17 protein-coding genes are annotated in these 24,706 nt (G+C 53.5%); 8 read left to right on the forward strand and 9 right to left on the reverse strand.

Annotated elements, in window-relative coordinates; genetic code table 11:
• Positions 1-112: 112 nt before the first annotated feature.
• Both CODIS_RS10955 and lon read right to left on the reverse strand, forming a co-directional pair.
• A complete protein-coding gene (locus tag CODIS_RS10955; RefSeq protein ID WP_069124854.1) occupies positions 113-1,312 on the reverse strand; it encodes an NnrS family protein in 1,200 nt (399 codons plus the stop codon).
• 114 nt (positions 1,313-1,426) lie between these two features.
• Entirely contained in the window at positions 1,427-3,817 is a 2,391-nt protein-coding gene (gene lon / locus CODIS_RS10960) for an endopeptidase La (protein WP_069124855.1), read from the reverse strand.
• 447 nt (positions 3,818-4,264) lie between these two features.
• Between lon and CODIS_RS10965 the strand changes: the two genes are divergently transcribed.
• Positions 4,265-4,954, forward strand: a complete 690-nt coding sequence (locus CODIS_RS10965) for a class I SAM-dependent methyltransferase (RefSeq protein ID WP_069124856.1) — start codon at positions 4,265-4,267, stop codon at positions 4,952-4,954.
• Between the two features lie 81 nt (positions 4,955-5,035).
• Here the strand turns inward: CODIS_RS10965 and CODIS_RS10970 are convergent, their stop codons facing one another.
• The 3 genes from CODIS_RS10970 to rsmA form a co-directional block, all read right to left on the reverse strand.
• A complete protein-coding gene (locus CODIS_RS10970; protein ID WP_069124857.1) occupies positions 5,036-5,566 on the reverse strand; it encodes a pentapeptide repeat-containing protein in 531 nt (176 codons plus the stop codon).
• Positions 5,567-5,838: 272 nt separating this feature from the next.
• The gene (locus CODIS_RS10975) at positions 5,839-6,699 is read right to left on the reverse strand and encodes an HD domain-containing protein (protein WP_069124858.1); all 861 of its coding nucleotides are present in this window, start codon (positions 6,697-6,699) and stop codon (positions 5,839-5,841) included.
• A gap of 307 nt (positions 6,700-7,006) precedes the next feature.
• On the reverse strand, positions 7,007-7,798 hold the full coding sequence (gene rsmA / locus CODIS_RS10980) for a 16S rRNA (adenine(1518)-N(6)/adenine(1519)-N(6))-dimethyltransferase RsmA (protein ID WP_069124859.1): 792 nt from the start codon (positions 7,796-7,798) through the stop codon (positions 7,007-7,009).
• A 267-nt stretch (positions 7,799-8,065) separates the two neighbouring features.
• On the opposite strand from rsmA, the gene CODIS_RS10985 reads away from it, so the two are divergent.
• Positions 8,066-9,622 carry a methyltransferase regulatory domain-containing protein gene (locus CODIS_RS10985; protein WP_069124860.1) on the forward strand — a complete coding sequence of 519 codons (1,557 nt, stop codon included), beginning with the start codon at positions 8,066-8,068 and terminating at the stop codon, positions 9,620-9,622.
• Between the two features lie 124 nt (positions 9,623-9,746).
• Here the strand turns inward: CODIS_RS10985 and CODIS_RS10990 are convergent, their stop codons facing one another.
• Positions 9,747-12,461 carry a cation-transporting P-type ATPase gene (locus tag CODIS_RS10990; protein WP_069124861.1) on the reverse strand — a complete coding sequence of 905 codons (2,715 nt, stop codon included), beginning with the start codon at positions 12,459-12,461 and terminating at the stop codon, positions 9,747-9,749.
• Positions 12,462-12,748: 287 nt separating this feature from the next.
• Positions 12,749-13,672 (reverse strand): LysR family transcriptional regulator, encoded by a 924-nt coding sequence (locus CODIS_RS10995; RefSeq protein WP_069124862.1) that lies wholly within the window; start codon positions 13,670-13,672, stop codon positions 12,749-12,751.
• Between the two features lie 155 nt (positions 13,673-13,827).
• Here CODIS_RS10995 and CODIS_RS11000 point away from each other — a divergent pair, with 155 nt between their 5' ends.
• From CODIS_RS11000 to oadA, 3 genes are all read left to right on the forward strand, one after another.
• Complete coding sequence (locus CODIS_RS11000; RefSeq protein ID WP_069124863.1) at positions 13,828-15,048, forward strand: class II fructose-bisphosphate aldolase; 1,221 nt, start codon at positions 13,828-13,830, stop codon at positions 15,046-15,048.
• A 284-nt stretch (positions 15,049-15,332) separates the two neighbouring features.
• Complete coding sequence (locus CODIS_RS11005) at positions 15,333-16,751, forward strand: acetyl-CoA carboxylase biotin carboxylase subunit (RefSeq protein WP_069124864.1); 1,419 nt, start codon at positions 15,333-15,335, stop codon at positions 16,749-16,751.
• Between the two features lie 14 nt (positions 16,752-16,765).
• Positions 16,766-18,607, forward strand: a complete 1,842-nt coding sequence (oadA, locus tag CODIS_RS11010) for a sodium-extruding oxaloacetate decarboxylase subunit alpha (protein WP_069124865.1) — start codon at positions 16,766-16,768, stop codon at positions 18,605-18,607.
• A gap of 190 nt (positions 18,608-18,797) precedes the next feature.
• Here the strand turns inward: oadA and CODIS_RS11015 are convergent, their stop codons facing one another.
• Positions 18,798-19,478 (reverse strand): VPLPA-CTERM sorting domain-containing protein, encoded by a 681-nt coding sequence (locus tag CODIS_RS11015; protein ID WP_162420194.1) that lies wholly within the window; start codon positions 19,476-19,478, stop codon positions 18,798-18,800.
• Between the two features lie 1,125 nt (positions 19,479-20,603).
• Between CODIS_RS11015 and dctP the strand changes: the two genes are divergently transcribed.
• The 3 genes from dctP to CODIS_RS11030 all read left to right on the forward strand — a co-directional run bounded on the left by dctP (position 20,604) and on the right by CODIS_RS11030 (position 24,365).
• A complete protein-coding gene (gene dctP / locus CODIS_RS11020) occupies positions 20,604-21,749 on the forward strand; it encodes a TRAP transporter substrate-binding protein DctP (RefSeq protein WP_069124867.1) in 1,146 nt (381 codons plus the stop codon).
• 112 nt (positions 21,750-21,861) lie between these two features.
• Positions 21,862-22,998, forward strand: coding sequence for a TRAP transporter small permease subunit (locus CODIS_RS11025; RefSeq protein ID WP_069124868.1), 1,137 nt, complete (start codon positions 21,862-21,864; stop codon positions 22,996-22,998).
• 2 nt (positions 22,999-23,000) lie between these two features.
• Positions 23,001-24,365 (forward strand): TRAP transporter large permease, encoded by a 1,365-nt coding sequence (locus CODIS_RS11030; protein ID WP_069124869.1) that lies wholly within the window; start codon positions 23,001-23,003, stop codon positions 24,363-24,365.
• 19 nt (positions 24,366-24,384) lie between these two features.
• Here the strand turns inward: CODIS_RS11030 and CODIS_RS11035 are convergent, their stop codons facing one another.
• Positions 24,385-24,588 carry a putative motility protein gene (locus tag CODIS_RS11035; RefSeq protein ID WP_069124870.1) on the reverse strand — a complete coding sequence of 68 codons (204 nt, stop codon included), beginning with the start codon at positions 24,586-24,588 and terminating at the stop codon, positions 24,385-24,387.
• Positions 24,589-24,706 lie beyond the last annotated feature (118 nt).

The raw sequence follows: 24,706 nt of genomic DNA on the forward strand, positions 1-24,706 counted from the left end.
AGCGAAAGAATATTAGTAATTACTAAAATATTCAATAACTAATAATCTATCACATGGTTACTTTTGATAGCGCCAGACTATTTTAGTGGCGATTCGCCAGATAACCTGAGAATTAGCCGGGACGTCCGTCAATCCGCGGACGTGCCAGGATCGGCAGGTAGGTCAGAACAAAGAGCAGATAACAGAGTGCCCACAGGGAGCCTGATAGGTCGATACAGGTTTCGTACCCGAGTAGTCCTGTCACCGGCAGGAATACCCTTATGATCACGGCAAGGTTGATCAGGATGAATGTAATGGTGATGAGTTTGCTGGGTTCGATCTCCCTGCCGGTATGTCCCAGAGCGACTCTGGCCATCATACCCAGGGTGAAGACACCAATGGCGCCTGCCGTGAGGGCATGGATGGCGAGATTGGCGGGGAACAGATCCAGCAGGGCCAAGCCCTTTAGAAAATAGCCGAGTGAGAGCCAGAACAGTCCACTGAACAACACCCACAGGATCGGCCGCCGCCATATACCGGGGTGGTACCAGTCGGCGAGACGCCAGGCCTGGGTGGCCGCCACGCCAAACGCAAGAGGAAACAGTAACCCTGATTGGGGGAGCAGCAGCTCTCCCAGAGTCCAGAGGATGAAGACAGCATAGACAAACTGCTCCCGTTGCTTGTTGAACCGGGGAGCTGCGCCGTTGACCGCCTTTTCGGTGAAAAAGGGCAACACTCTTCCGCCGACGAAAATCAGCAGCAGAATCAGATTGAGCATCAGGGTAAGTCCCCGCGGTCCCGTGGAGGTCACTCCGAGTCCCTGTAAATGGTAAAGTAGGTTGGCCAAAGCCATCGCCGCCAGCAAGGGGAGGAAGAGTCGATTGATGCGATTCTCAGCCCTCGTCAGTGGTGTATAGAGGGCGTAGATCAATGCCGGGATGAACAGCAGGTCGGTCAGTGCGACCAGCCATGAAGGGATAGAGGGGACGAACGGTAGTAACCTGGCCAGCAACCACAGCAACGCCAGTAGTGCCAACGGTTTCCCGGTCGGGGTGTCGATGCCTGTCCAGTTTCGCACTGCAGTGAGGAGAAAACCGGCGATGATGGCAAGGGTGAATCCGAACAGCATCTCATGGCTGTGCCAGTCGATGGTCGTGAAATAGGCAGAGGGGGGCGCCTTGCCAGCGTGCCAAAAACCGATCCACAGGACCATTAATATCAGTCCGGATAGTCCGGCCAGGGCAAAGAAGGGGCGAAAACCCAATGCGAATGGCGCCCATCCCGATGGTGGCGTGGATGGCGCGGGACGTTCGCCGAGAGGGATCAATCCCATGTCTTGTCTACCTCGAATCGATTTTCAGGCGTACCCTAATCCGCTGATCGATATGCCACCTTGATGTGTATCAATGACGATTTTCCATATCCCTTGCCGCACAGAAAAGGCCATTCACTTTTTACCGCGAAACAGCAGCGGCACCACGTCTTCGAAGACCGAGGCGAAATGGACTTTGAGTCCTTTGCGAATATGTTCGGGCACCTCCTCATAGTCGCTACGGTTATCTTCCGGCATGATGAGTTCCCGAATACCGGCACGACGCGCGGCGATCACCTTTTCACGGATACCGCCCACCGGGAAGACCTGTCCGGTCAAGGTCAGCTCACCGGTCATGGCTATATTGCGGACCGGTTTGTTCCTCGCCAGGGAGAGCAGTGCCGAGGCCATGGTAATGCCGGCGGAGGGGCCGTCTTTGGGGGTGGCTCCCGCTGGCACATGGAGATGGATGAAGGCCTTTTCGAAGAACGCCTGTTCCGCACCGAACTCTGCCGCATGGCTGACGATGTAACCGTAGGCGATCTCGGCCGATTCGCGCATCACATCGCCCAGCTGGCCGGTGAGCTTGAAGCCGCGATTGAATTCATGAGTGGCGACGGCCTCGATATTGAGCGTAGCGCCGCCCATGGCGGTCCAGGCCAGGCCGGTGACCACCCCTGCACCGCTCAGATTGCGCTCATCCTTGAAAACGGGGCCACCCAGGTAATCCTTCAGATTGTCCAGTTTTACCTCGATCGGCTTTTTTCCTCCCTCGAGGATGCGTACTACCGCCTTGCGAACGATCTTTCCGATCTGCTTCTCCAGTCGGCGCACACCGGCATCCCGCGCATACCCTTCGATAATGGCGCGCAGGATGCTGCTGTTGAGTTTCAGGTCACTGCGCTTCAATCCCGCACGTTTCAGCTGGCGAGGCAACAGGTATTTTCTGGCGATCTGCAGCTTCTCACTGGCGATATAGCCAGAGAGCGAGATCGTCTCCATTCGGTCGAGCAGGGGTCTTGGAATGGTATCGAGTTGATTGGCGGTGCAGATGAAGAGCACTTTCGAAAGGTCGAAGCGCAGATCCAGATAGTGGTCGAGGAAGTCGCTGTTCTGTTCGGGGTCGAGCACTTCCAGCAACGCAGAGGCCGGATCGCCGTGATAGGAGGCCCCGATCTTGTCGATCTCGTCGAGCATGATTACCGGATTCTCGGTCCCTGCATCCTTCATCGCCTGCAGAAATTTGCCCGGCATGGCACCGATATAGGTGCGGCGATGGCCTTTGATCTCCGCCTCGTCTCGTATGCCGCCCACCGAAAAACGGTAGAACTTCCGCCCAAGGGCTTCCGCAATGGAGTGACCGATGGAGGTTTTGCCGACCCCGGGTGGGCCCACCAGCAGGATGATCGAACCCGCTATCTCACCCTTCATGATGCCGAGAGCGAGAAATTCCAGGATGCGCTCCTTTACGTCCTCAAGGCCGTAGTGATCCTTATCCAGGGTCTTGCGGGCGAACTGCAGATCGAGCTTGTCCTTTGAATGGACACCCCAGGGCAGCAGGGTGATCCAGTCCAGATAGTTACGGGTGACCGAGTATTCCGGTGAGCCGGGCTCGAGCACCGCAAGCTTGTCCATCTCCTCTTCGACCCGGGCCTGGGCCTGTTCGGTCAGAGTCAGTTTCTCTATGCGTTCGCGGAACTTATCCAGCTCTGCCGTGCGGTCGTCCTTCTCTATCCCCAGCTCCTGCTGGATCGCCTTCAACTGCTCACGCAGCAGAAATTCCCGCTGCTGCTTCTCCATCCGCTCTTCAACGGTCTTGCGGATCGATGCCTGGGCCTTGACCACCTCGAGTTCCCGGTGCAGCAGTTCAAGCACCTTCTCCATGCGGGGCAGGAGTTCGATACTCTCCAGTACCGCCTGCAACTGAAACTTATCCGATGTGGTGAGACTGGCGGCGAAATCGGTCAGGTGGGACGGATCATCCGGTCCAAAGCGGTCCAGGAACATGCGCAGCTCTTCCGCATAGAGCGGATTCAGGGGCAGCAGCTCCTTGATGGTATTGATGATTGCGACTGCGTAAGGCTTGATCTCTTTGCTATCGCTGGCGGGTTCCGGCAAATATTCGATTTGGGCGGTGAACGGTGTCTCGGGGCGCACGATCTCGTCGATACGAAAACGCTGCAGACACTCCACAAGCACCTGTAACCGGTTATCTGACCGTTGCACCCGATGCACGCGGCAAACGGTTCCTATGGTCTTGAAACTCTCGGGTGTGGCGCTTTCAGCGGTCTCCGCATCGGACAGGACCACGCCGAGGAGATTGTGGGGTGAGGCCATCACCGCGTCCATGGTCTCCTCCCAATGGGCTTGCTCCATCAGTAAAGGTACCGCCTGACCAGGAAAGAACGGTCTTGCCGAAACAGGCAGCAGATGAATCAGGTTTGGCAGTACCTCGTTGGACCGTGCCAGTGTATTGCCGCTCAGAACCTCGATAATCTCTGCTTGGTTGTTTTCTTCTTCCTGCATGCCGGTACCTTTATGATTTATTGCCCTTTGAAATCAATCTACAACAGAATGAAAGATTGGCGTTAAATAAGCGCTTGTCACCGTTAAATATCACAAATCAATATAATGTTTAATCTGCGGACATCTACCAAAATACCCACAGTGGTAAAGGATTTGCCTTTTATAATAGGGATGATTGGCGTCTATTTGCGGTTAGCTTCTTAATTTTATGTCGTATCAATTCGATTGTGAGCGGCTTTCAACGAAAAATCTCAGTGATCTACAGCATATGGGGTCGGTTTGCCGAGTTGCAAGCCTACAAAGATCGAGCGACCTAGTAGGGGCAATTGTAAATATCATTGGTATTTTCGGTGGGTGACGGATTGCCGCAATCCTACTTGTCCCGAGTATCGGAGAGTGGCCATGGTATAGTTATTTAAATTGATGGAGGAGTCGCCAGGCTGTTAGATGAATACAGAAGATCGAATCAAAGAGCGTTATCAGGGTGACCAGGGCCGCGAGTATCATGGCAAGAAACGCGAAATTCCGGACGATGCCTTTCCCTGGGTAGCCCAGCTCAGATATGAGAAGATCGCACCGCAGGTCAGATCGTCCGATGTGGTGATGGAGTATGGTGTCGGCTTTGGCTGGAATATGGCCAAGCTGAATTGCCACAAACGTCTGGGATTCGATCTGGCGCAGCATCTGGAGCCCATGCTGAAAAGGCAGGGTATCGAGTTCATCTCTGATACTTCCACCCTGTCGGACCACTCAGTGGATGTGATGGTTTGTCACCATGTGCTTGAACACGTCCCTGTACCGATTGACGTATTGGCGGAAATACGCCGCTTGCTGAAAGATGATGGCAAGCTGCTGTTGTTCGTTCCCTATGAAAAAGAGAAGCGCTATCGGAAATACGATCCGCAGGAACCCAACCATCATCTGTACGCATGGAATGTACAGACATTGGGTAATCTGGTGAATGATTGTGGATTCGAAATCGCTTCAAGCGGCGTGCGCCGTTTTGGCTACGATCGCTTTGCGGCCAATTGGGCGCAACGGCTGGGGTTTGGCGAATCGGGATTTCGCTTGATCAGGTGGGCTGCGCATACCTTGAAGCCGGCGCAGGAAGTCTCCATGGTTGCCACTCCGCGGTGATCCGACAGGCTCAATCGATGAGAGTCGAAAGGGCCTGACCCTGAATGTTGAGCCGAAGTGATTTATGCCGCTACGATTAAGCTATTTGCATTCACCAATAGAGCCCTCTGCGCAGACGTGGCCATCAGTCCAGGTTGCGCCATCGAGTTTGGCTTTTATCAGGATGGCCCCTACCAGATTCGCTCCCCGCAGATCTGCTCCGCTCAAGTCAGCATCGAAAAGACTGGCGCCGCTCAGATTGGCAAACATCAGGTTGGCGTTCTGCAGATTGACGCCGTGCATGTGTGCGTGCTCCAAATTGCTCAGCATGAGATTGGTGTCCTTGAGATTGGCCAGTTGAAATATCGAGCGTGAGAAGTTGGCTCGCTCGAAATTCGATCTGTCGAGACGGGCGGATGCAAGGGAAGACTCATGCATATCCACCCCCGGGGCTTCCAGATCGATTAGAATGGCCCAGGAACACTGCGCTTCAGGTGTCAGTTCGCAGACGGTATTGACATAGGCCGTCTCGGTGATGTCGTCGGTCCAGGCATTGGCATATAGGGGCCATAAGCAGGATATCAGGAAAAAACCCGTGAGGATCAAGGGAATGGAATGTTTTGTCTGGCACATGGCTTCGCTCCCTGGTGTAAGAGTTAGATATCGCGTATCTACTGCAGGGTCGCGATAGGAGTGACCTGATTCAGATAGGGTAGGTCAGGCATCCTATTCTGTATAGTGCGTCTATGATGTGTTTGACTTATGACAATTAGCATCCGCTTCTACGCCTGAGCTACTTCCATGTCGTTGTCACTCTCAGTCGATGTCGAACGGTCGTTGTAATAGAGCCATTTGGCGGTGAAGCCGCAAGCAACAGGCAGCATCTGCGGTTGGATGAGATAATGCTAATCAGTAGTCTTTTTACCGCTGAACGGTCCCAAGTAGAACTGGTTGTGTTCCACGGCAAACACGTGTGAATGCAGATTCGCAATCCACTGCTTGCCTTCCTGGGTCAGCTGAAGGTAGCGCAAGGCATCTTTCAGGTAGGGCTGCGCCTTGTTCCAGAAAAAGACCGGATAATCCTCCGCAAGATCGGCGGCGTTGTTATAGCCAAGTTTTTCGGCAGTCCCGGTTTCAACGAACTCGTAGTACAGCCCTGACAACCTGCGCATGTGGTCGGGATCACCAAGTTGGCCAATGAGATCGGCTGCACGAACCAGACCGGCTTCTGTATCTGTTTCCTGATGATCTGCCGAGTCCGGAACAGGAAATCTCGTCAATTCAATGGCACGTGCCAGGCGTTCGGTGTCGACATAGGGTACATCTTTTCCGCGGTTCTTGGCGAAGAGGATGCCGCGGTCGACATGATAGGGTGTGAGAAAGGCATCGGAGGCGCCGCGCGGTGGCGTAATGCGGTTTCCTTCTGCATCGATGACAAACGCGGTATCGGAGTCACCGGGGCATACCCCGCGGATGTACCCGATGTCGTGCAGCAGACAGGCCACCATAAAATGCAGCCAGTCGTCAGGGTTGATACGTTTGATCATGTGACGACCCCGCAGAATCGCCTCGCCTACCAGTGTGACCTGCACGGTATGGTGGACATCGTGATACAGGGCGTCGCTGTTTGCTATGAGTTCCAGCACCATGCGTGCGGCGGAGTTGAGGGCCTTGGGATACAACGGTTCCTGTGGACCGTAGAGGCTAAGGTAGGTTTCCTCAATATGGTTGCCGAGCGTCTCTATAATCAGCGTAGTGATTTTCATAGTACTTCCCTGTCTTGATTTGTTTATTCTGAGCAGTATGACCAGAGTATAGACAAACGCTATTGACTGGTTTGCAGGGTATTGTGTATTCGTTAGCCTGACACAGAATGTCACATTATTGTGGTGAATATTACCAATGGCCTTGCCGGGCCAACGGGTCGGTGACATTCACTGTATTCAATTTTCCGGTCTTGTACCAAGGGCATATCGGAAAATGGATTTGACTCAGTTGAGTTTGGAGAGACGGTTGTTCTACCCAGGGCTCTCGATACGCAGACAGACTGACCAGGGTGTTATCGTTCAGCGGTTATATGGAAGCCTGGTTCGCCAGATTGACGAATTCCGCCACGCTGAGCTGCTCCGCACGGTTGCCGGGATCGATACCGGCTGCCGTGATGGCCTCCGCCGTCAACAGCTTGCCCAGGCTGTTGCGCAGGGTTTTGCGTCGTTGGGAGAAGGCCTGGTTGACCAGCCTGCTGAAGTGATCCCAGTCATCAATTTGGTAAGGGGGCGGTTTCAACGGCAGCAGACGTACAAAGGCGGATTCCACCTTGGGTGGCGGATTGAAGGCGCCGGGTCCGATGTTGAACAGCGATGTGACCTCGGCCCTGGCCTGCAGCATCACCGTCAAGCGGCCATAGGTCTTACTCCCTGGCTTCGCCGCCATGCGATCCACCACCTCTTTCTGTAGCATAAAGTGCATGTCGCGGATCTGGTCGGCCTGGTCCAGGAGGTGAAACAGCAGCGGTGTGGATATGTTGTAGGGCAGGTTTCCCACCACCCTGAGCGGTCGCTCAGCTTCCGCAAGCTGAGCGAAGTCGAACTTCAGGGCGTCCGTATTGTGAATCTGCAACTCCCCCAATGAGGCGCAATGCTCTGCCAGCGGTGTCACCAGATCGCGGTCCAGTTCGACGGCGTGCATACGGCCGATCAGAGGCAGCAGCTCCGTGGTGATGGCGCCTTGTCCGGGCCCGATCTCGATCAGGTTGTCGTCCGGTTGCGGATCGATGGCCTGAACGATGCGCTGGATGATGCCGGGGTCGTGGAGGAAGTTCTGGCCGAATCTTTTTCTGGCCCTGTGTGTTGGCGGATTAACCATGCGTTTATTCGTTATTTCAGTCAGTTAAAATTTGGCTAATTGGATAAGCCCAATGATATCACCACGTTAAGTCCTGGTGTGGGGTGATTGCATGTCGCTTTGAAAGTCGTATTGGTGCTATTGTCGGGATCGACAAGCTTTTTGGGTTGGGCATCAATAATTCAAGCGTTGGCGGGACATTTCGGTCAAAAATGAATTTCATGATAAGAGTCTTGGTTTAACCGGTGATGATCGCTTCAAACCAAGTATTTATCCCAGGAGATAACCATGAGTATTGCTGATAGCTACGACGCAATACCCTACGAATCAACTCCTTTACCCGAAACACATCCAGGGCATTTGGCATGTCTGGCGCGTTTGTATGGGATTGATTCCGTTCCACCGTCAAAGTGCAATGTCCTGGAGCTTGGCTGTGCCTGCGGGGGTAACCTGATACCCATGGCAGCGCGTTTGCCGGATAGCTATTTTCTGGGTATTGAGCTATCTCCTGAACAGGCACAGGAAGGGGCATCCCGGATTGCTGAGCTTGGTTTGTCAAACTGCGATATAAGGCAGGCGGATATACTCGATCTGCAGGATGAGGGACTCAGCTTCGACTACATCATCACCCATGGTGTCTATTCCTGGGCACCTCCCGAGGTTCGTGCACGGATAATCGAACTCTCTTCGCGGTTACTCAGCCCACAGGGCGTGGCTTATATCAGTTATAACAGTTATCCGGGATGGCGTATGCGAGGGATGCTGCGCGATATGCTGCTGTATCAGGTGCGGAATATCCAATCGCCGCGTGCCAGGCTGGATGCCGCTCAAAATTACCTGGATCTTCTCGAAGCAGGATTGGGGGGATCGGAGCAAGCGCTCTTGTACTATTTGAAAGATGAAATAGAGCGCATACGCCACGCACATCCCAGCTATCTCTATCATGAGTATCTGGAAACCTATAATGAACCTGTGTTGCTTACCGATTTCATCAGTGAGGCCAATAAACATGGTCTGGACTATGTCGGTGATATTGTGCTTGAGATGCAATTTCCCGGTTACCTGGGAGAAGAGGCTGAACGATTTCTCAACATGATTGACGATCCGATTGAACGGTTGCAACAGGCAGATTTTTTATTGAACCGCAGTTTTCATCAAAGCCTGCTGTGTCATAAAGCCAGGCAGCCTTCTCGCTCGCCGGATATACAGCAGCTGCGTAACTTCGCATGGATAGCTGATTTACGCCCACCTAAAAAACTGGACCTGCGCCGAAACAAGCCGGCGCCTTTCAGGCATTCGGAAGGTCAGAAGTACGAAATTGCCCATCCCTTGACCAAGGCGGGAATAGCCCTGTTGACAGACTGTTTTCCAACACCTGTCTCTTTTGCTGAATTAGTGAGTCGAGCGGCAGAATGGGTGCGTGGCGACGGTGGCGATCATTTTGCAACGCAGGAAAATGAAATGCTCAATGAAATGCTGATGCTTTATGCGAAGGGCATCCTCCATGCAAGACCAATAGATATGGTCGGTGACACAGTCGGCCTGCCCGATTGGCAGATGGATGCAGTAGCTCGCCTGGGTATATTGCGTGGGGATGGTCATATTCCAACTATTCATCATGCGGGAATACATCTGGATCAGTTCGCCGCACGTGTTATTAGATATATAGATGGGGCCACGGATAAAGAAAAACTGCTCCATAAACTTTTGGAAGATTTCAAGCCCGGTGGTGATTTGGCGGGGTTGGTCGATTCAAGGTTGTCCGCCGATGAGTTGATAGCCCATTTAGATCATCATTTGGAGCGGCTCCTTGCCATGTTTAGAAAACATGGTGTGCTCGGATAAGGTAAAAGGGTTTGCTTTCATGTCGCTTCATATTCACATCGGTACGGTTTAGGAAAGCGCTTTCAACTGGCGCTTCTATTTGACTGACCCAAACAACTTTCCCCGTTCCAATATTAGGGTGTTGTTACGTGTTATGTGCACGGCGCCGCAACCATTTTTCAGTGCCCACCACGGTATAGATCGCGAGGCCGCCACCCAGGATCAGACCCCATTCTATTAGACCGATCGGTGCGGTCCCGAAAAGCAGGTTCATTGTTGGGACGTAGGTCATGAGTATCTGCAACCCAGTCATCACTGTCACGCCCAGGATCAGCCATCGGTTAGAGAATAAACCTAGCTGAAACATGCTGTAATGCAGCGAGCGGCAGTTGAACAGGTAGAAAAGCTCGCCGAATACGAACATGTTCATGGCCACGGTTCTTGCGATTTCAAGGCTTTGGCCCTGACTCAGCACCCATTCGAAGAGACCGAAAGCACCGGTGACCAGCATCAAACTCACCACCCCGATCCGTATGGCCAGCTCTTGGGTAATCACAGGTGTTTCGGGGCGGCGGGGTGGCCGGGTCATGATACCCGGCTCCTTATCTTCGAAGGCAAGCATCAAACCCAACAGTACGGCAGTCGTCATGTTTATCCATAGAATCTGTACCGGGGTGATGGGTAAAGCGACGCCGAGAAAGACCGCCAGCAGAATCACCAGACCTTCCCCCACGTTTGTCGGCAGTGTCCAGGTGATGAATTTGACCAGGTTATCGAATACTGCGCGTCCTTCCTCGACAGCCGCTTCGATGGTCGAGAAGTTATCGTCGGTCAGTACCATGTCAGCCGCTTCCTTGGCCACTTCTGTTCCTCCCATGCCCATGGCGACACCAATATCGGCCTGTTTGAGCGCAGGCGCATCGTTGACACCATCGCCTGTCATTGCCACGACATGCCCTTGGGCCTGGAGCGCCTCGACCAGACGTAGTTTCTGTTCGGGCGTAACACGGGCGAATACCGCGATCTTTCCAGCGGCATCCACCAGGTTCTGATCGGTTAGTTGGGTCAGCGCGTGGCCGCTGATCGCAAAATCATCCAAATTGTCCTTCGTGGTGCCATCCAGACCGATCTGATGAGCGATGGATGCAGCAGTTACCACATGATCACCGGTGATCATCTTCACCCGCACCCCTGCCTGCTGACAGGTATTTACAGAGCTTATTGCTTCCTGTCTGGGGGGGTCCATCATTGCCTGCAGGCCCAAGAAAGTCAGTCCCTCGCTCACGTCAGCGTGATCGACTGATGAGGTAGGTGCGTTTGGAATCTTTCTGGCGAAAGCCAGCACGCGAAGACCGCGTATCGCCATTTCCTCTACTTGTTGATCGATCAGGTTCGTATCGAGCGGCGTGCGATCTCCATTGGAATTCAATGCGTCCTGACAACGCGAGACGATGCTCTCCACGGATCCTTTCATGTAGATAATGCCATTGGCTTCGGCGGCTGTCTGGTGCAGGGTTGCCATATAGTGATGTTCGGACTCGAAGGGCAGGGTATCGACACGGGGATATTCCTGCTCGGAGGATTCCAACGTAAGGCCCGCTTTCAGAGCTGCGGAAACCAGGGCGGCCTCGGTCGGGTCTCCCTCGATTCCCCATGTATTCTCGTTATGGATGAGACGGGAATCATTGCACATCAGACCGGCGCGAAGGCATTCGGTCAACACGCCATGCGCTTCGACGTCGATGACGGAATCGCTGAGGGAAATGTCCCCTTCCGGCGCGTAGCCGGTGCCGGCAAACTCATAGCATCCGCCACCGGCGCAAACCTCCTTAACGGTCATCTGGTTCTGTGTCAGTGTGCCTGTTTTATCGGAACAGATGACCGTGGTGCTGCCCAGTGTTTCCACCGCCGGCATGCGACGGATGATGGCATTGCGCCTGGCCATCTTGCCGACGCCGATGGCCAGCATAATAGTCATGGCGGCGGGCAGTCCTTCCGGTATTGCGCCCACGGCCAGCGCTACTGCGGCCATGAAGGTTTCCAGCAATGAGCCGCCATGCATCCACCCGGCCAGAATGGTCAGTCCGGCCAGGACCAGAATGATCCATAACAGAACACCACTGAATTGGGTGATTTTACGCGTCAGCGGTGTGGCAAGTATCTCGGCACTGGAAATAAGTGCATTGATATGGCCGATCTCGGTCGAATCGCCGGTGGCAACCACCAGCCCGGCACCTGTGCCGTGGGTCACCAGGGTTGATGAATAGGCCATATTGTGACGATCGGCCAGCACGGTTTCCTGGACCAACTCTTCAGTCCGCTTTTGTACCGGCACAGATTCTCCAGTCAGAGTGGATTCATCGATTTGCAATTCCCGAGAATGCACCAGACGCAGGTCGGCAGGCACCTTGTCTCCGGATTGCATCAGCACCAGGTCGCCGGGGACCACATCAGAAGAGGGAATAACGGTTTTCTTGCCCGCCCTGACTACCGTGGCTGAACCTTCCATGGATTGTGCCAGGGCCTCGATGGCCTTCAGCGCCTTGGATTCCTGGATGAATCCAACGATGGCATTGACCAGCACTACCCCGAAAATGACGCCGCTGTCGACCCACTCTTGCAGGAGAAAAGTAATCAGTGCCGCGGCGAGCAGGATATAGATCAGCGGCTGATGAAATTGCAGAAAGAAAAGCTCCAGCGGACCTTTGCCCTTTTGCGGCGTTAGACGGTTTGGGCCGAAATGGGCGTGACGATGCTCCAGCTCAAAGATATCGAGCCCTTTTGTCGCGTTGGACTCCAGGAGCCCCTCGACTTCATCTGCTGATAAATGATGCCAATGTTTGGAAAGTAATGTATCCATATTCAGTCAATAACCGTGATTATAGCAAGATCAGTTCTTCTTCATTCTTGTATTCTACCGCATCATGTTGATTTATCATCGGTCAGCCAGTTTCGGGCTATCTCAGATAGAACTGCTAAGGCATGGTAAAAAATTAACCGTTCTACATCTGTGGATTAGGAGTAAACATGCTTTTGACTGACTGTAACGGCATCACCGATGGGATCAGCGTAACCAGGTCCTGGGATGCAAACCTGATATTTTTGCATACTGGAATCATTCTGAAACAACGAGTGGGTTCGCTGAAGTCATCCGGTATTAGTTTCTCTTTTAGTCTGACTTTCACCTTCATTGATCAGGTGCTGCAGGAAGGCCTCGGTGACGGCTGAAAGTCGCTTCCGCTTGAGATAGACCGCGTACCATTGCCGCAGCAGTGGGAATCCTTTTACCTCCAGCACAGTATAGGCCCCGGATGCCGCATCCAGACTGAGCGTGTGTTGGGAGACGATGGCTATTCCCAGGCCGCCTGCGACGGCCTGCTTGACCGCCTCGTTGCTGCCGAGGGTCATGCGTGTCTTCAGTTCCATCTTTCGCTCCTCGAAAAAGCGCTCGGCGGCGAGGCGCGTGCCCGAGCCCTGCTCGCGCATGATGAACTGTTCATCGGACAACCGCTTTGCGGATAAGCGCTTTGTGCCTTCAAGGGGATGTCCTGTAGGCGCAATTACCACCAGGGGGTTTTGCATAAACGGCACTGCCTCGACATCCAGGCTGGCGGGTACCCGACCCATGATGTAGAGATCGTCCATATTCTGGCTCAGGCGAGTCAGGCACTGGTCCCGGTTTATGACCTCCAGCGCCACCTCGATCCCGGGATGTTGCTGGCAGAATTCCCCCAACAGACGCGGTACGAAATATTTTGCGGTGGTGATGATCGAGAGCTTCAGTGTACCCCGCTCCAGCCCCTGCAGCTCCGCCAGTTCTGTCGAGAGCCCCTCCAGTCTCGCCAGCACATCCCTGGCCGCCTGTTCAACCCTGAGACCCGCATCCGTTAGGTAGAGCTGTTTTCCCACCTGCTCATGCAGCGGTACGCCCATCGCCTCAGACATCTGTTTGATCTGTATCGAAAGGGCCGGTGTTGTCATGTGTAACTCAGCAGCGGCCCGGGTCATGTTTTGATGGCGTGCCAGTACAGTGAAGATGGCGAGCTGGTGGAGTGTCAGTCGTCTGTACATAGGGTTATATTAAAATAAAACGATACATTTTAGATGTTTAAATTATATTAATCTGAACATGCACGTAAAGTGGCATCAGGATTCACCCGGAGTGCCACTTACCGCAGACGGCCTTTGCCGTTGCGCTGTGGCGCTTTATTGTTCAGGAGATTGTTATGCCGATCGTTGATATGAAGGGGATGCTCGATCATGCCTACTGCAATGGCTATGCGGTCGGCGCCTTTGATGTAGTCAGTCTCGATTTTCTCACCGGTATCATGTCGGCTGCCGAACGCTGCCGCTCACCGGTGATACTCTCACTGGCAGAATCCCACTTTGCGCATTTCGACTTCGAGCTGCTCATGAGTGCGGTGGAACACGCAGCGCAACGGGCGACAGTTCCGGTGGCGATCCACCTCGATCACGGTATGAGCATCGAGTCGGCTGTCCGATCCATCAGGCTCGGTTGTAACGGGGTCATGGTCGACGCCTCGCACTGTCCATTTGAAGAGAATGTAGCGTTGACCCTGGGTGTCGTGGGGATGGCGCGGGGTTGCGGTGTGCCGGTCGAAGGTGAGCTTGGCTACGTGCCCGGTATCGAGGGAGAGGATGCCGAGCGCCATCCCGGTGAACTGGTCTATACCACTGTCCCTGAAGCGAAAGCGTATGTACAGCGTACCGGCGTTGACTTTCTCGCCATATCCATCGGTACTGTGCATGGAAGGATGAAAGGGGAACCCGATCTCAACTATGCGCGACTTCAGGAGATCAACGAGGCTTTACGCATTCCACTGGTGCTCCACGGCGGCACCGGCCTCGCTGATGAACAGTACAGCAGGCTTATTGCCAACGGCATCAGCAAGATAAACTACTATACCGCGCTGGCGGATGCCTCAGGCCATCGTATACAACAGAATGCGAAGCGTGGAGAGCGGGGCTATACCGCACTGGTGAACGGTACGGCGGATGTCATCTCACAAGAGGTCGAGCGGTGCATGCGTCTGTGGGGAGCGGCCGGTCGCGCCGACGAAGTTCTAAAGGCCTGCGATCTCTGGGTACCGGTTGAACACCTGATTATCTACAACGCCGATGCGAGTGAAAAGCAGGTGCGTGACATGATGGCTGAAGGGCAGCGGGTGCTTTCCCGAATTCCAGGTGTCAGGGCAGTATTCACCGGCAATGCGGTGCAGGATGCAGCGCGCTATCGTTTTACCTGGCTGGTTCGTTTCTGTCACCCGGCAGTGATCGACAGTTATCGTGAACACCCGGATCACGTTGCCTTTGCCGATAACCATTTTCGTCCTGTTGCGGGTGACCGTATCAGTATCGATTACCAGGGCGTGGAAGATAGGGGTACCCTGGCTGACAGGGATAAAGGCATCAGGAGAAGTGCCTAACGGCATACTTTCATTCAATGAACCCTAACTATAATAGGTTGCCCTCATTTGCTGCGGAACATTCCTGTGAATAGGAGGCAAGCTGTGGGTAGCGACAAAAATTGATTTCTCTCAAAATAGTGGATTCAATAATTCGCCATAATATTATATTTCAGCCAACAACCATGACCGGCATGAGTGGATTAGCGGGCGTCGATGTCTGCTGAAATTAGAGTCCGGCAGTGAAATATAAGATCTGATGTCCGCGAGCTGAGGTATATCAAGAAAGGGTGTTTTTATAATTTATGATTCGTAAAATACTCATCGCAAACAGGGGCGAAATTGCCGTTCGTATTATTCGTGCGTGTGCGGATATGGGTATTCGTTCTGTCGCGATCTATTCCGAGGCGGACCGGTTCTCCCTGCACGTGAAAAAGGCCGACGAAGCCTTCAGTCTCGGTAGTGATCCTTTGGCGGGTTATCTGAATGTGCACCGCATTGTCAACCTGGCGGCATCGACCGGTTGCGATGCGATCCATCCGGGCTACGGATTTCTGTCGGAAAACCCAGAACTGGCGGCGGCCTGTGCGCGACGTGGCATCACCTTTATCGGTCCCAGCGCCGATGTGATCAAACGCATGGGTGACAAGACCGAGGCGCGCGATGCGATGAAGGCTGCGGGCCTGCCGGTCACGCCGGGTTCTGACGGTAACCTGGAAAATATTGAGGAGGCGTTGGAACTCGCGGAAGAGTTGGGTTATCCGGTGATGCTGAAAGCAACTTCAGGCGGTGGGGGTCGAGGCATTCGTCGTTGCGATACGGCGGAAGAGTTGCAGCGCAATTATCAGCGGGTTATCTCGGAAGCCACCAAGGCATTCGGCCGTGCCGATATCTTCCTGGAAAAGTGCATCGTTGACCCTCGCCATATCGAGGTTCAGGTGCTGGCGGATCATTATGGCAACGCCATTCATCTCTATGAGCGCGACTGCTCGATTCAGCGGCGCAATCAGAAATTGATCGAGATCGCGCCCTCGCCGCAACTGGATGAGGCCCAGCGGCAATATCTCGGCGGGCTTGCGGTTTTGGCCGCCAAGGCGGTGGGCTATACCAACGCCGGTACAGTCGAGTTTCTGCTCGATGCCGATGGGCGCTTCTATTTCATGGAGATGAACACCCGGGTACAGGTGGAGCATACGATCACTGAAACCATCACCGGGGTGGATATCGTGGAAGAACAGATCCGGGTGGCAGCGGGTTTGGCCCTACGCTTCGAGCAGCATGAGATCGTGCACCAGGGTTTTGCAATCCAGTTCCGTGTCAATGCCGAGGATCCCAAAAACGGTTTTCTGCCCAGCTTTGGACGCATATCACGCTACTATGCGCCAGGTGGACCGGGGGTGCGGACGGATGCCGCCATCTACACCGGTTACACGGTTCCCCCCTATTACGATTCGATGCTGGCCAAAGTGATTGTCTGGGCGCAGGAGTGGGAGGATGCCATCAATCGGGGTGAGCGTGCCTTGCGCGATATGGGTTTGCAAGGCATCAAAACCACCATACCCTATTATCTTGAAATCCTGCACCATCCGCAGTTCCGTTCGGGTGAGTTCAATACCGGTTTTGTCGAGGCCCATCCGGAACTGACCCAATTCTCCCAGAAACTCAGCCCCGAAGACCTGGCCCTGGTCTTGGCGGCGGCGACAGCGGCCCATACGGGGCTTTGATCAGGAGTTTGCGAATGTCCAACAAGGTACAAGTCACCGATGTCATCCTGCGTGACGCCCATCAGTCATTGATCGCCACGCGCATGCGCACGGAGGACATGCTGCCGATTTGCGAGAAGCTCGATGGGGTCGGCTACTGGTCGCTGGAGTGCTGGGGCGGCGCAACTTTTGACGCTTGCCTGAGATTTTTGAAAGAGGACCCCTGGGAGCGCTTGCGCAAGCTGCGTCAAGCGCTGCCGAACACACGGCTGCAGATGCTTCTGCGCGGCCAGAATCTATTGGGATACCGGCACTACTCCGATGATGTGGTGCGTGCCTTCGTGCGCAAGTCGGCAGAGAATGGCATGGATGTTTTCCGTATCTTCGATGCACTTAACGATCTGCGAAATCTTCGTACCGCCATCGAGGCCACCAAGGAGGCCGACAAACATGCCCAAGGTACGATCTCTTACACCGTCAGCCCGGTGCATGACGTTGCCGGCTTCGTCACCATGGGACGGGAACTGGAGGCGATGGGCTGCGACTCGATTTGCATCAAGGATATGGCTGGATTGTTGACCCCATACGCCACCGCAGAGCTGGTGAAGGCATTGACCGATGCGGTGGATTTACCCCTGCATCTGCATTGCCATGCAACTGCCGGTCAATCCGAAATGTGTCAGCTCAAGGCGATTGAAAACGGCTGCCGTCACATAGACACGGCTATCTCGTCTTTTGCGGGAGGCACCTCCCATCCGCCCACCGAAAGTCTGGTGGCTGCACTGCGTGGTACTGAATACGATACGGCGCTGGATCTGGAAGCGATTCAGGAGATCGGGCTCTACTTCTACGGGGTGCGCAAGAAGTACCACCAGTTCGAAAGCGACTACACCGGTGTGGATACCCGGGTCCAAGTCAATCAGGTTCCCGGCGGTATGATCTCCAACCTGGCCAATCAGCTTCGGGAGCAGAACGCCCTGGATCGCATGAGTGAGGTTTTGGTAGAAATTCCCGCAGTGCGCGAGGACCTCGGATATCCGCCGCTGGTCACGCCAACGTCTCAGATTGTCGGGACTCAGGCCGTATTGAATGTGCTGACCGGCAAGCGCTATCAAACCATTACCAACGAAGTGAAACTCTACTTGCAGGGTGGGTATGGACTGGCGCCGGCAGTGGTCAATCCCACCCTTCAGCAACAAGCCGTGGGTAGCGAGGAGTTGGTCGAATGCCGGCCTGCCGATCTGCTTCAGCCCGAGCTGGATCGACTGCACCGCGAGATTATTCCCCTCGCCCAATGCGAGGAGGATGTCCTCTCTTTTGCCATGTTTCCGGAAGTGGGGCGCAAGTTTCTCGAGGAACGGGAGGCCGGTACGCTCCGTCCCGAACCGTTGGAACCGATTCCGAGTTCAGCAGACAACTCAACGGCGGGAATTGCGGCACCAACCGAGTTCAATATCAACCTCCACGGAGAATCCTACAATATAAAGGTTACCGGCGCCGGACACCGGGGCGAGGCCCAGCGCCACTTCTACTTCACGGTCGATGGTGTGCCGGAAGAGGTTTTAATCGAAACGTTGAGCGAGGTTGTACTCGACGGCGGTGCGGAAGGCGCGGTCAAGGATTCGATCGCCGGCAAGCGTCCACAACCTTCAGCGGAAGGGCATGTGACCACCAGCATGCCGGGCAACATCGTCGAAGTCCTGGTCAGCGAGGGCGACAAGGTCGAGATGGGTCAACCGATTCTGGTCACCGAGGCGATGAAGATGGAAACCGAGGTGCAGTCCCCTATCGCGGGGTTGGTCAAGAAGATCTATGTGCAGAACGGCGATGCGGTGAGCCCGGATGAAACGCTGGTCGAGATCGAAGACGAAAGTTAATATTTCGGCTTGATTTCGAATCGGGTATTGACGAGCTAGACGCCTTTGATATCAAGGTAAATGTTTGATCTGTTGCCGTATGCCTGATTGGTATGTTCCGGAGCGCTTACGGTGCCAGCACACGGGTCGATAGCTGAAAGCATAAGTAGTGATGGACCAACTGTCCCATGAGTTGCGTTAAGCTGTTATATCAGTGTTGGGCTTTTTTATCCCGCCTCAGCATGCTTAAAATGGCTAAACCCGATAGCATCAATAGTATGGCTGGCGGTAGCGGGACGGGGGAAACGTTACCATCCCTGACAGCCCAGATGTTTAGCTCGTCACTCAGAATTCCAGTGAAATTTTGGTAGCCGAAATGGAAATGCAGATTCCACGCCCTTGCACTTGTAGTGAGGTCCGTCAGTGTGTCAGACCAGTAACTGCGGTACTGTAGATTATCAAATGGATTGTAATTGCCGGACATCGGAATGGGATCGTTGACATCCAGTGATGGATTTGCTTCGAATCCTAGGTTGACGTAGTACATATAGGCCATTTCACTGCTCTGGCCCGTCTCGTCGAACCCTACCGAATCAAATTTGTCGATGAACGTGGCAGGCATTCGCCAGTCATTCCAGGTGACATCACGAACGTTGTCATAAAACTGCAGATTGCTTACCCAGTTATCTGCATCCACCCAATTCATTTTACCGCTTCCCTGAACACCGAGCCCTAAAGTCTCGGCATAGGAAGCGTCCTGCAGCCAGGTGACATCCAAAACAGTGTCATAGATGAGCCCGCCACCTCTATCGAAAAGGGCGGCCCGAGTAGGGCCCGTGAACAGGCATGCAGTGAAAAACGCGATAGATACCAACAACAAGTTCTTGTCCATGATCATGGAACTCCATTAGATTTATTGACTATCAGTTTTCTAACTACAGTAACAGAATGTCTTATAAAAAATTAGAGAACGAAAAGTTTCAATTGCGGGGCATTATAACTCAATCCACATTATATAAAAAAACCACAATATTGCCTACTTTATTGATAATGGCGTACATACCTCGATCAACCGCTTCTGAAATATCCCTTACTTTACCTGTGATGAATTGTAAACTGGGTATTTCGAGGTAAGTTTGGGGCTTTCAAGGGTACGACGATACGTTGTTTATGTTTCCTGTCATTCTATCTGTCACAGCAGTTGATCCAATGGATTGACAGACAGGCCTAAACATATGACTGAAGCAAACTATACTGTATGTTTGCCATACCCGTTGCTTAATCCCTCTCCTGTAAGCGGCAATCAACCAACTGGCTGTATTGAATCTTTCTGTTTATTGAGATGCAAGCAACCGCACAATTTTGGAGAGTATGATGAAAATACAGTTTCATTGTTTACTCTTTTTCCTACTCACTGCCAATGTGAGCTTGGCGATTCTGGAAGTTGAAGAAAGCAGTTTTTAGCGGATCGGGTATGTCAGGTTCATGGTTTCAAGATCGAGTTGATCAGTTACTGCTTCCTCGAATAGCAAACCATAGGGTCTCGGCATAGAAAGCCTCCTGCAGCTTGAAGCAAACAGCATGCCATGGTGAGCAAGATCATAAAACTAAAGGATCTTGTGCGTATCGTATTCTGACTCTATAGGCTGTTTGCAAAAAACTCGATAGCGCAGTGTTCAGCTGCCAAGGATCTGGGCTTGGGGTTATCCATACAAACTTTCCGGGTAGGAAATTTCAGATCCGATCCGAATCCGGATCGATCTTCATGTTGGTATCGTAACACGAAAATTCAAAGCTGACTGAATAACTTAACTTGTAAGATATCTATCCGGGCCGGACTCATGATTTTCGGCAATTCCGGATAGGCAAGGGTATCGGGATCGCAGCCAACTGGTCGGCAGCAGTTGTGGCTGCTAGTCTGGAGTTGATGATAAGGATACAGATAACCAATGCATTTAGATTCGAGCGGCCATAGGCCAATCGGAAGTTGCAGCGAATAACAATCGAGGAGGGTTACATGACTCAAAAGAGACAAGGTCGGGAGTTTAGAGCATCTGAAAATACCGCTGACATGCAGCGTCGTCAATTTCTCAAGCGCTCGGCTGCCGCCGGTGCACTGACTATCAGCGGCGCACCTTTCATCGGCAACGCAGTCGCGGCCGAGACCACCACCTGGAAGATCCAGACCTCCTGGCCCGGTGGTATCGGCCTCGAAGTGTTCAAGGATTGGTGTAACGGAATCGTGGAGAAAACCGGAGGCGAGCTGGCATTCAAGCCTTTCGGTGCGAAGGATGTCGTGGGAGAGTTCCAGCTGTTCGATGCGGTGAAGAACGGGGTTCTTGATGCCATGAATCCCTTCACGCTCTATTGGGCCGGGCGCATGCCCTTGGCGGTTTTTCTCTCTTCCTATCCCTTGGGTCTGCGCAATCCGCACGAATGGGATACCTTCTACTATGGTCTTGGTGGTCTGGAGCTGGCCCGGGAAGCCTTCGGCAAGGTGGGACTCCATTTCGTCGGACCGATTCATCACGGTCCCAACATCATCCACTCCAAAGTGCCGATCCGATCGATAGACGATTTCCGCGGCCGTAAGATGCGCCTGCCCGGCGGTATGGTGGCGGAGGTATTCCAGGCGGCCGGTGCGAAGACAACACTGCTGCCGGGATCCGAGATCTTTCCCGCATTGGAGAAGGGAACAATCGATGTGGCGGACTATGTCGGGCCGGCAATCAACCATGCACTGGGTTTCCATCAGGTGACCAAGTACATTTCCATGGGACCGCCGGGATTCATGTCCATCTACCAACCGGTGGATCTGATGGATCTCACCGTCTCCAAAAAGTCTTGGGATAAGCTGTCAGCGAACATGAAGCAGTTTGTGGAGATGGAGGTGCACACCTACTCCGATCTGCATCATGCGGCGATTCAGGCGGCCGATCAGAAGGCGTGGAAGAAATTCGAGGAAGCCGGTACTGAGGTCACCCGTCTCTCCGAGGAAGATGTGGAAGCCTTCACTTTGCTCTCAGTACCCCTTTGGTACAAATGGGCGAACAAAGATGCCTTCGCAGCCAAGGCCTTCAAGATTCAATTGGAGTACATGATGTCAGGTTCCCTGGGATACGTGGATAAGGAGATGATCAAAGGGCACAGTCTGAAAGCCTGATCCAGTAATAAGCTGATGGGGTCTGCTCAGGGGCAGGCCCCGGACTGCCCGATAATCCATCGAAGAATAACAGCTGCACCCGGGTTAGGGTGCCGCCGGGAGACCCGATCCCATGCCTGAGATCAGTTTTGTCCTGCCGCACTGGCTCTACTGGAGTGGTCTGATCCTGTTTCCCCTGTTTGCCATGATGTTGTTCCGCAGAGCCTCACCCGAGGAACCGGGCGAGCCCCTTTCCCTCTCTCTCGGCTACTTTCTGCTTGTTGTCGGCGGCTTTTTCGGTGTACACAGGCTCTACCTGAAGAGCTATTGGGCTCTGGCATTCATAGCGATCTTTACTTCATTGTTGGTGGTGAATGTAGAAGTACGGAGTATGCGTGACGATCTCTCGGCTGCGCAGAACGGGGTCAAGCTGGCCGAGTTTAAAGTGCAGCGTGCAGAAAAAGCGGTCAACAAGGGACGTCGTAATGCGGAACAACGTCTCAGCGATGCCAGGAAGAGGCTGACCAACGCCACGGCGTCACTTGAAGTGGCGCAACAGGGGAGTGAACACTGGAACAATTTTGCGCAGGCCCTGGGAGCCGGCATGCTCCTTCTGCTGCTTGCAGATCTGCTTTGGATGCCAAAACTGATTCAAATGCGTAACCGAGTCGAAAAGCGGCGGCCGGATGACGGCTTCCATTGTCCCAGCGTCGAGGCGGAGCACCAGGATAGTCTTGAACCCTTTCTTGTTAACCGTGTGATTTCGCACATTAACGGCCTGGCCGGTGAATTTGTCGCTTACTGGTCGGTGATAGCGGTATTCGTCTACTACTACGAGGTGATTGCACGCTATGTCTTCAATTCACCCACCAATTGGGCCCATGAGAGTATGTTTCTCATGTTCGGTATGCAGTATCTCATCGCCGGTGGTTTTGTGCTGCGTGAAGGGGCACATGTGAGAGTGGATGTGATTTACAACAAATTATCCAACCGCGGCAAGGCGATGGTGGATCTCTTCACCTCTATCTTCTTCTTTATCTTTATGTTCACCCTGTTGGTGACTGGATGGACCTTCTTTTACGACTCCTATGAAGTGAACGAGGTTTCCATCTCCGAATGGGGTATCCAATACTGGCCAATCAAACTGGCGCTCTCTCTGGGGGCGCTGCTGTTGTTGATACAGGGCGTCGCCCAGTTGCTGAAAGATATTTCGGTGGTAATCAAGCCCGACGCAGCGAAACTGGATGCTGGTGTGAGACCTGAAGGTTAGCTATGGGACTGGAAATCGATATCGTCTGGTTGACCGTCCTTATGTTCGGCTCGCTGCTGGTTCTGTTGATGGCCGGATTGCCCCTGGCCTTCGTCACCGGTGGTCTGGCCTGTGTCTTTCTGTTTCTGTTCGGCGATGCCGCCATGCTGAATATATTGCCGTCACGCATCTTCCCCCTGATGACAAACTATCAGTTGTCGGCGATCCCGCTGTTTATATTCATGGCCTCGATGCTGGAACGGGCAGGGATCATCGAAGAGCTCTATGACATGGTCTACAAGATCCTCGGCGGGTTGCGCGGAGGCTTGGCCATTTCCACCATTATCGCCTCCACCCTGTTGGCCGCTATGTGCGGTGTCATCGGCGCCACTGAAGTCACCATGGGCATGATCGCCCTGCCGGCCATGATTCGCCGCCACTACCATCCGACCATCGCCTGCGGTTCCATTCTGGCTGGAGGCACCCTGGGGATTTTAATCCCGCCGTCGATCCTGGCCATCCTGTTTGCCGTGATCGCACAGCAGTCGGTGGGTGAGCTCTTCATCGGCGCGGTTATACCTGGATTGATCCTCTCCGGCCTCTACATCCTCTATGTGGCGACAGCCACCACAATAAAGCCAACCTGGGGACCACCGTTACCAAAAGAGGAGAGGGTGAGTACCCGGGAAAAGATTCGCCTGCTGGCCAATATGTTCGCTCCCTTGGCTCTGGTGGCCTTGGTCCTGGGAATCATCTTTGCCGGGATAGCTACACCGGTTGAGGCAGCGGGAGTCGGCACCTTCGGTGCTCTGGTAGTGGCCGCCATGCATCGACGTCTCACCATCGACAATATTCGCTCCGCCGCCATCACAACCCTGAGGGTTACTGGTATGGTGCTCTGGATCATATTCGGGGCTACGCTGTTTGTCGGCTTCTATGTGGTGAATGGCGGGCAGGAATTCGTCAATGAGTCCATCGCCGGCACCGGCTTGGGTCCTTATGGTGTGCTGATTCTGATGATGGTGATATTGGTGATCTTGGGCATGTTTCTGGATTGGGTTGGGATTCTGCTACTGGCGGTGCCAATCTTCATCCCCTTGATGAAGACCATGAGTTTCGATGGGGTCTTCGGTCTGCCGGGCGTCAGTCCCGAGGAGCTGCCCCTATGGTTCGGTGTGGTCTATATGGTCAATATGCAGATGTCGTTTATCAGTCCGCCTTTCGGTTACGCCCTCTTCTATCTCAAGAGCGTGGCCCCGCCCGAGGTGACCATGGGGCAGATCTATCGCTCATCGCTTCCATTTTTATTCCTGCAGGCTGTCGGGCTGGCTATCTGTATCGTCTTTCCTGAAGTCGTTTTATGGCTGCCGAGGCAAGTATATGGTTGATGATCTTCGTAAAACCGATTCAGACCATAATATCGATATTGCCGCCAATGGAACCGCTGGCGTTTGCTTTCGGCGCACTCTGCTCTATAGATGCGATGAGCTGCGCTGCGGTCTGTTTTTCCATCTCCATCTCTTTCTTTTGCACAGCCACACTGGTTTCTGTTTTGATCGCGATGTTCGCTAGCATGCTGGCAGATGGGGAGCCGGCTCCGGAAACGTCCATAATATTACCTCTGGGTCACGCGGGATCTTCATATCTATAGCGGCAGGTTAAGCTGAAACTCTATGTCTGATGAGGAACAGGCTTCTCGAATTCAGCACGACTTATATTCTTTCGTAAT

This window comes from Candidatus Thiodiazotropha endolucinida, from assembly GCF_001715975.1.
GTDB classification, from domain to species: Bacteria; Pseudomonadota; Gammaproteobacteria; order Chromatiales; family Chromatiaceae; genus Thiodiazotropha; species Thiodiazotropha endolucinida.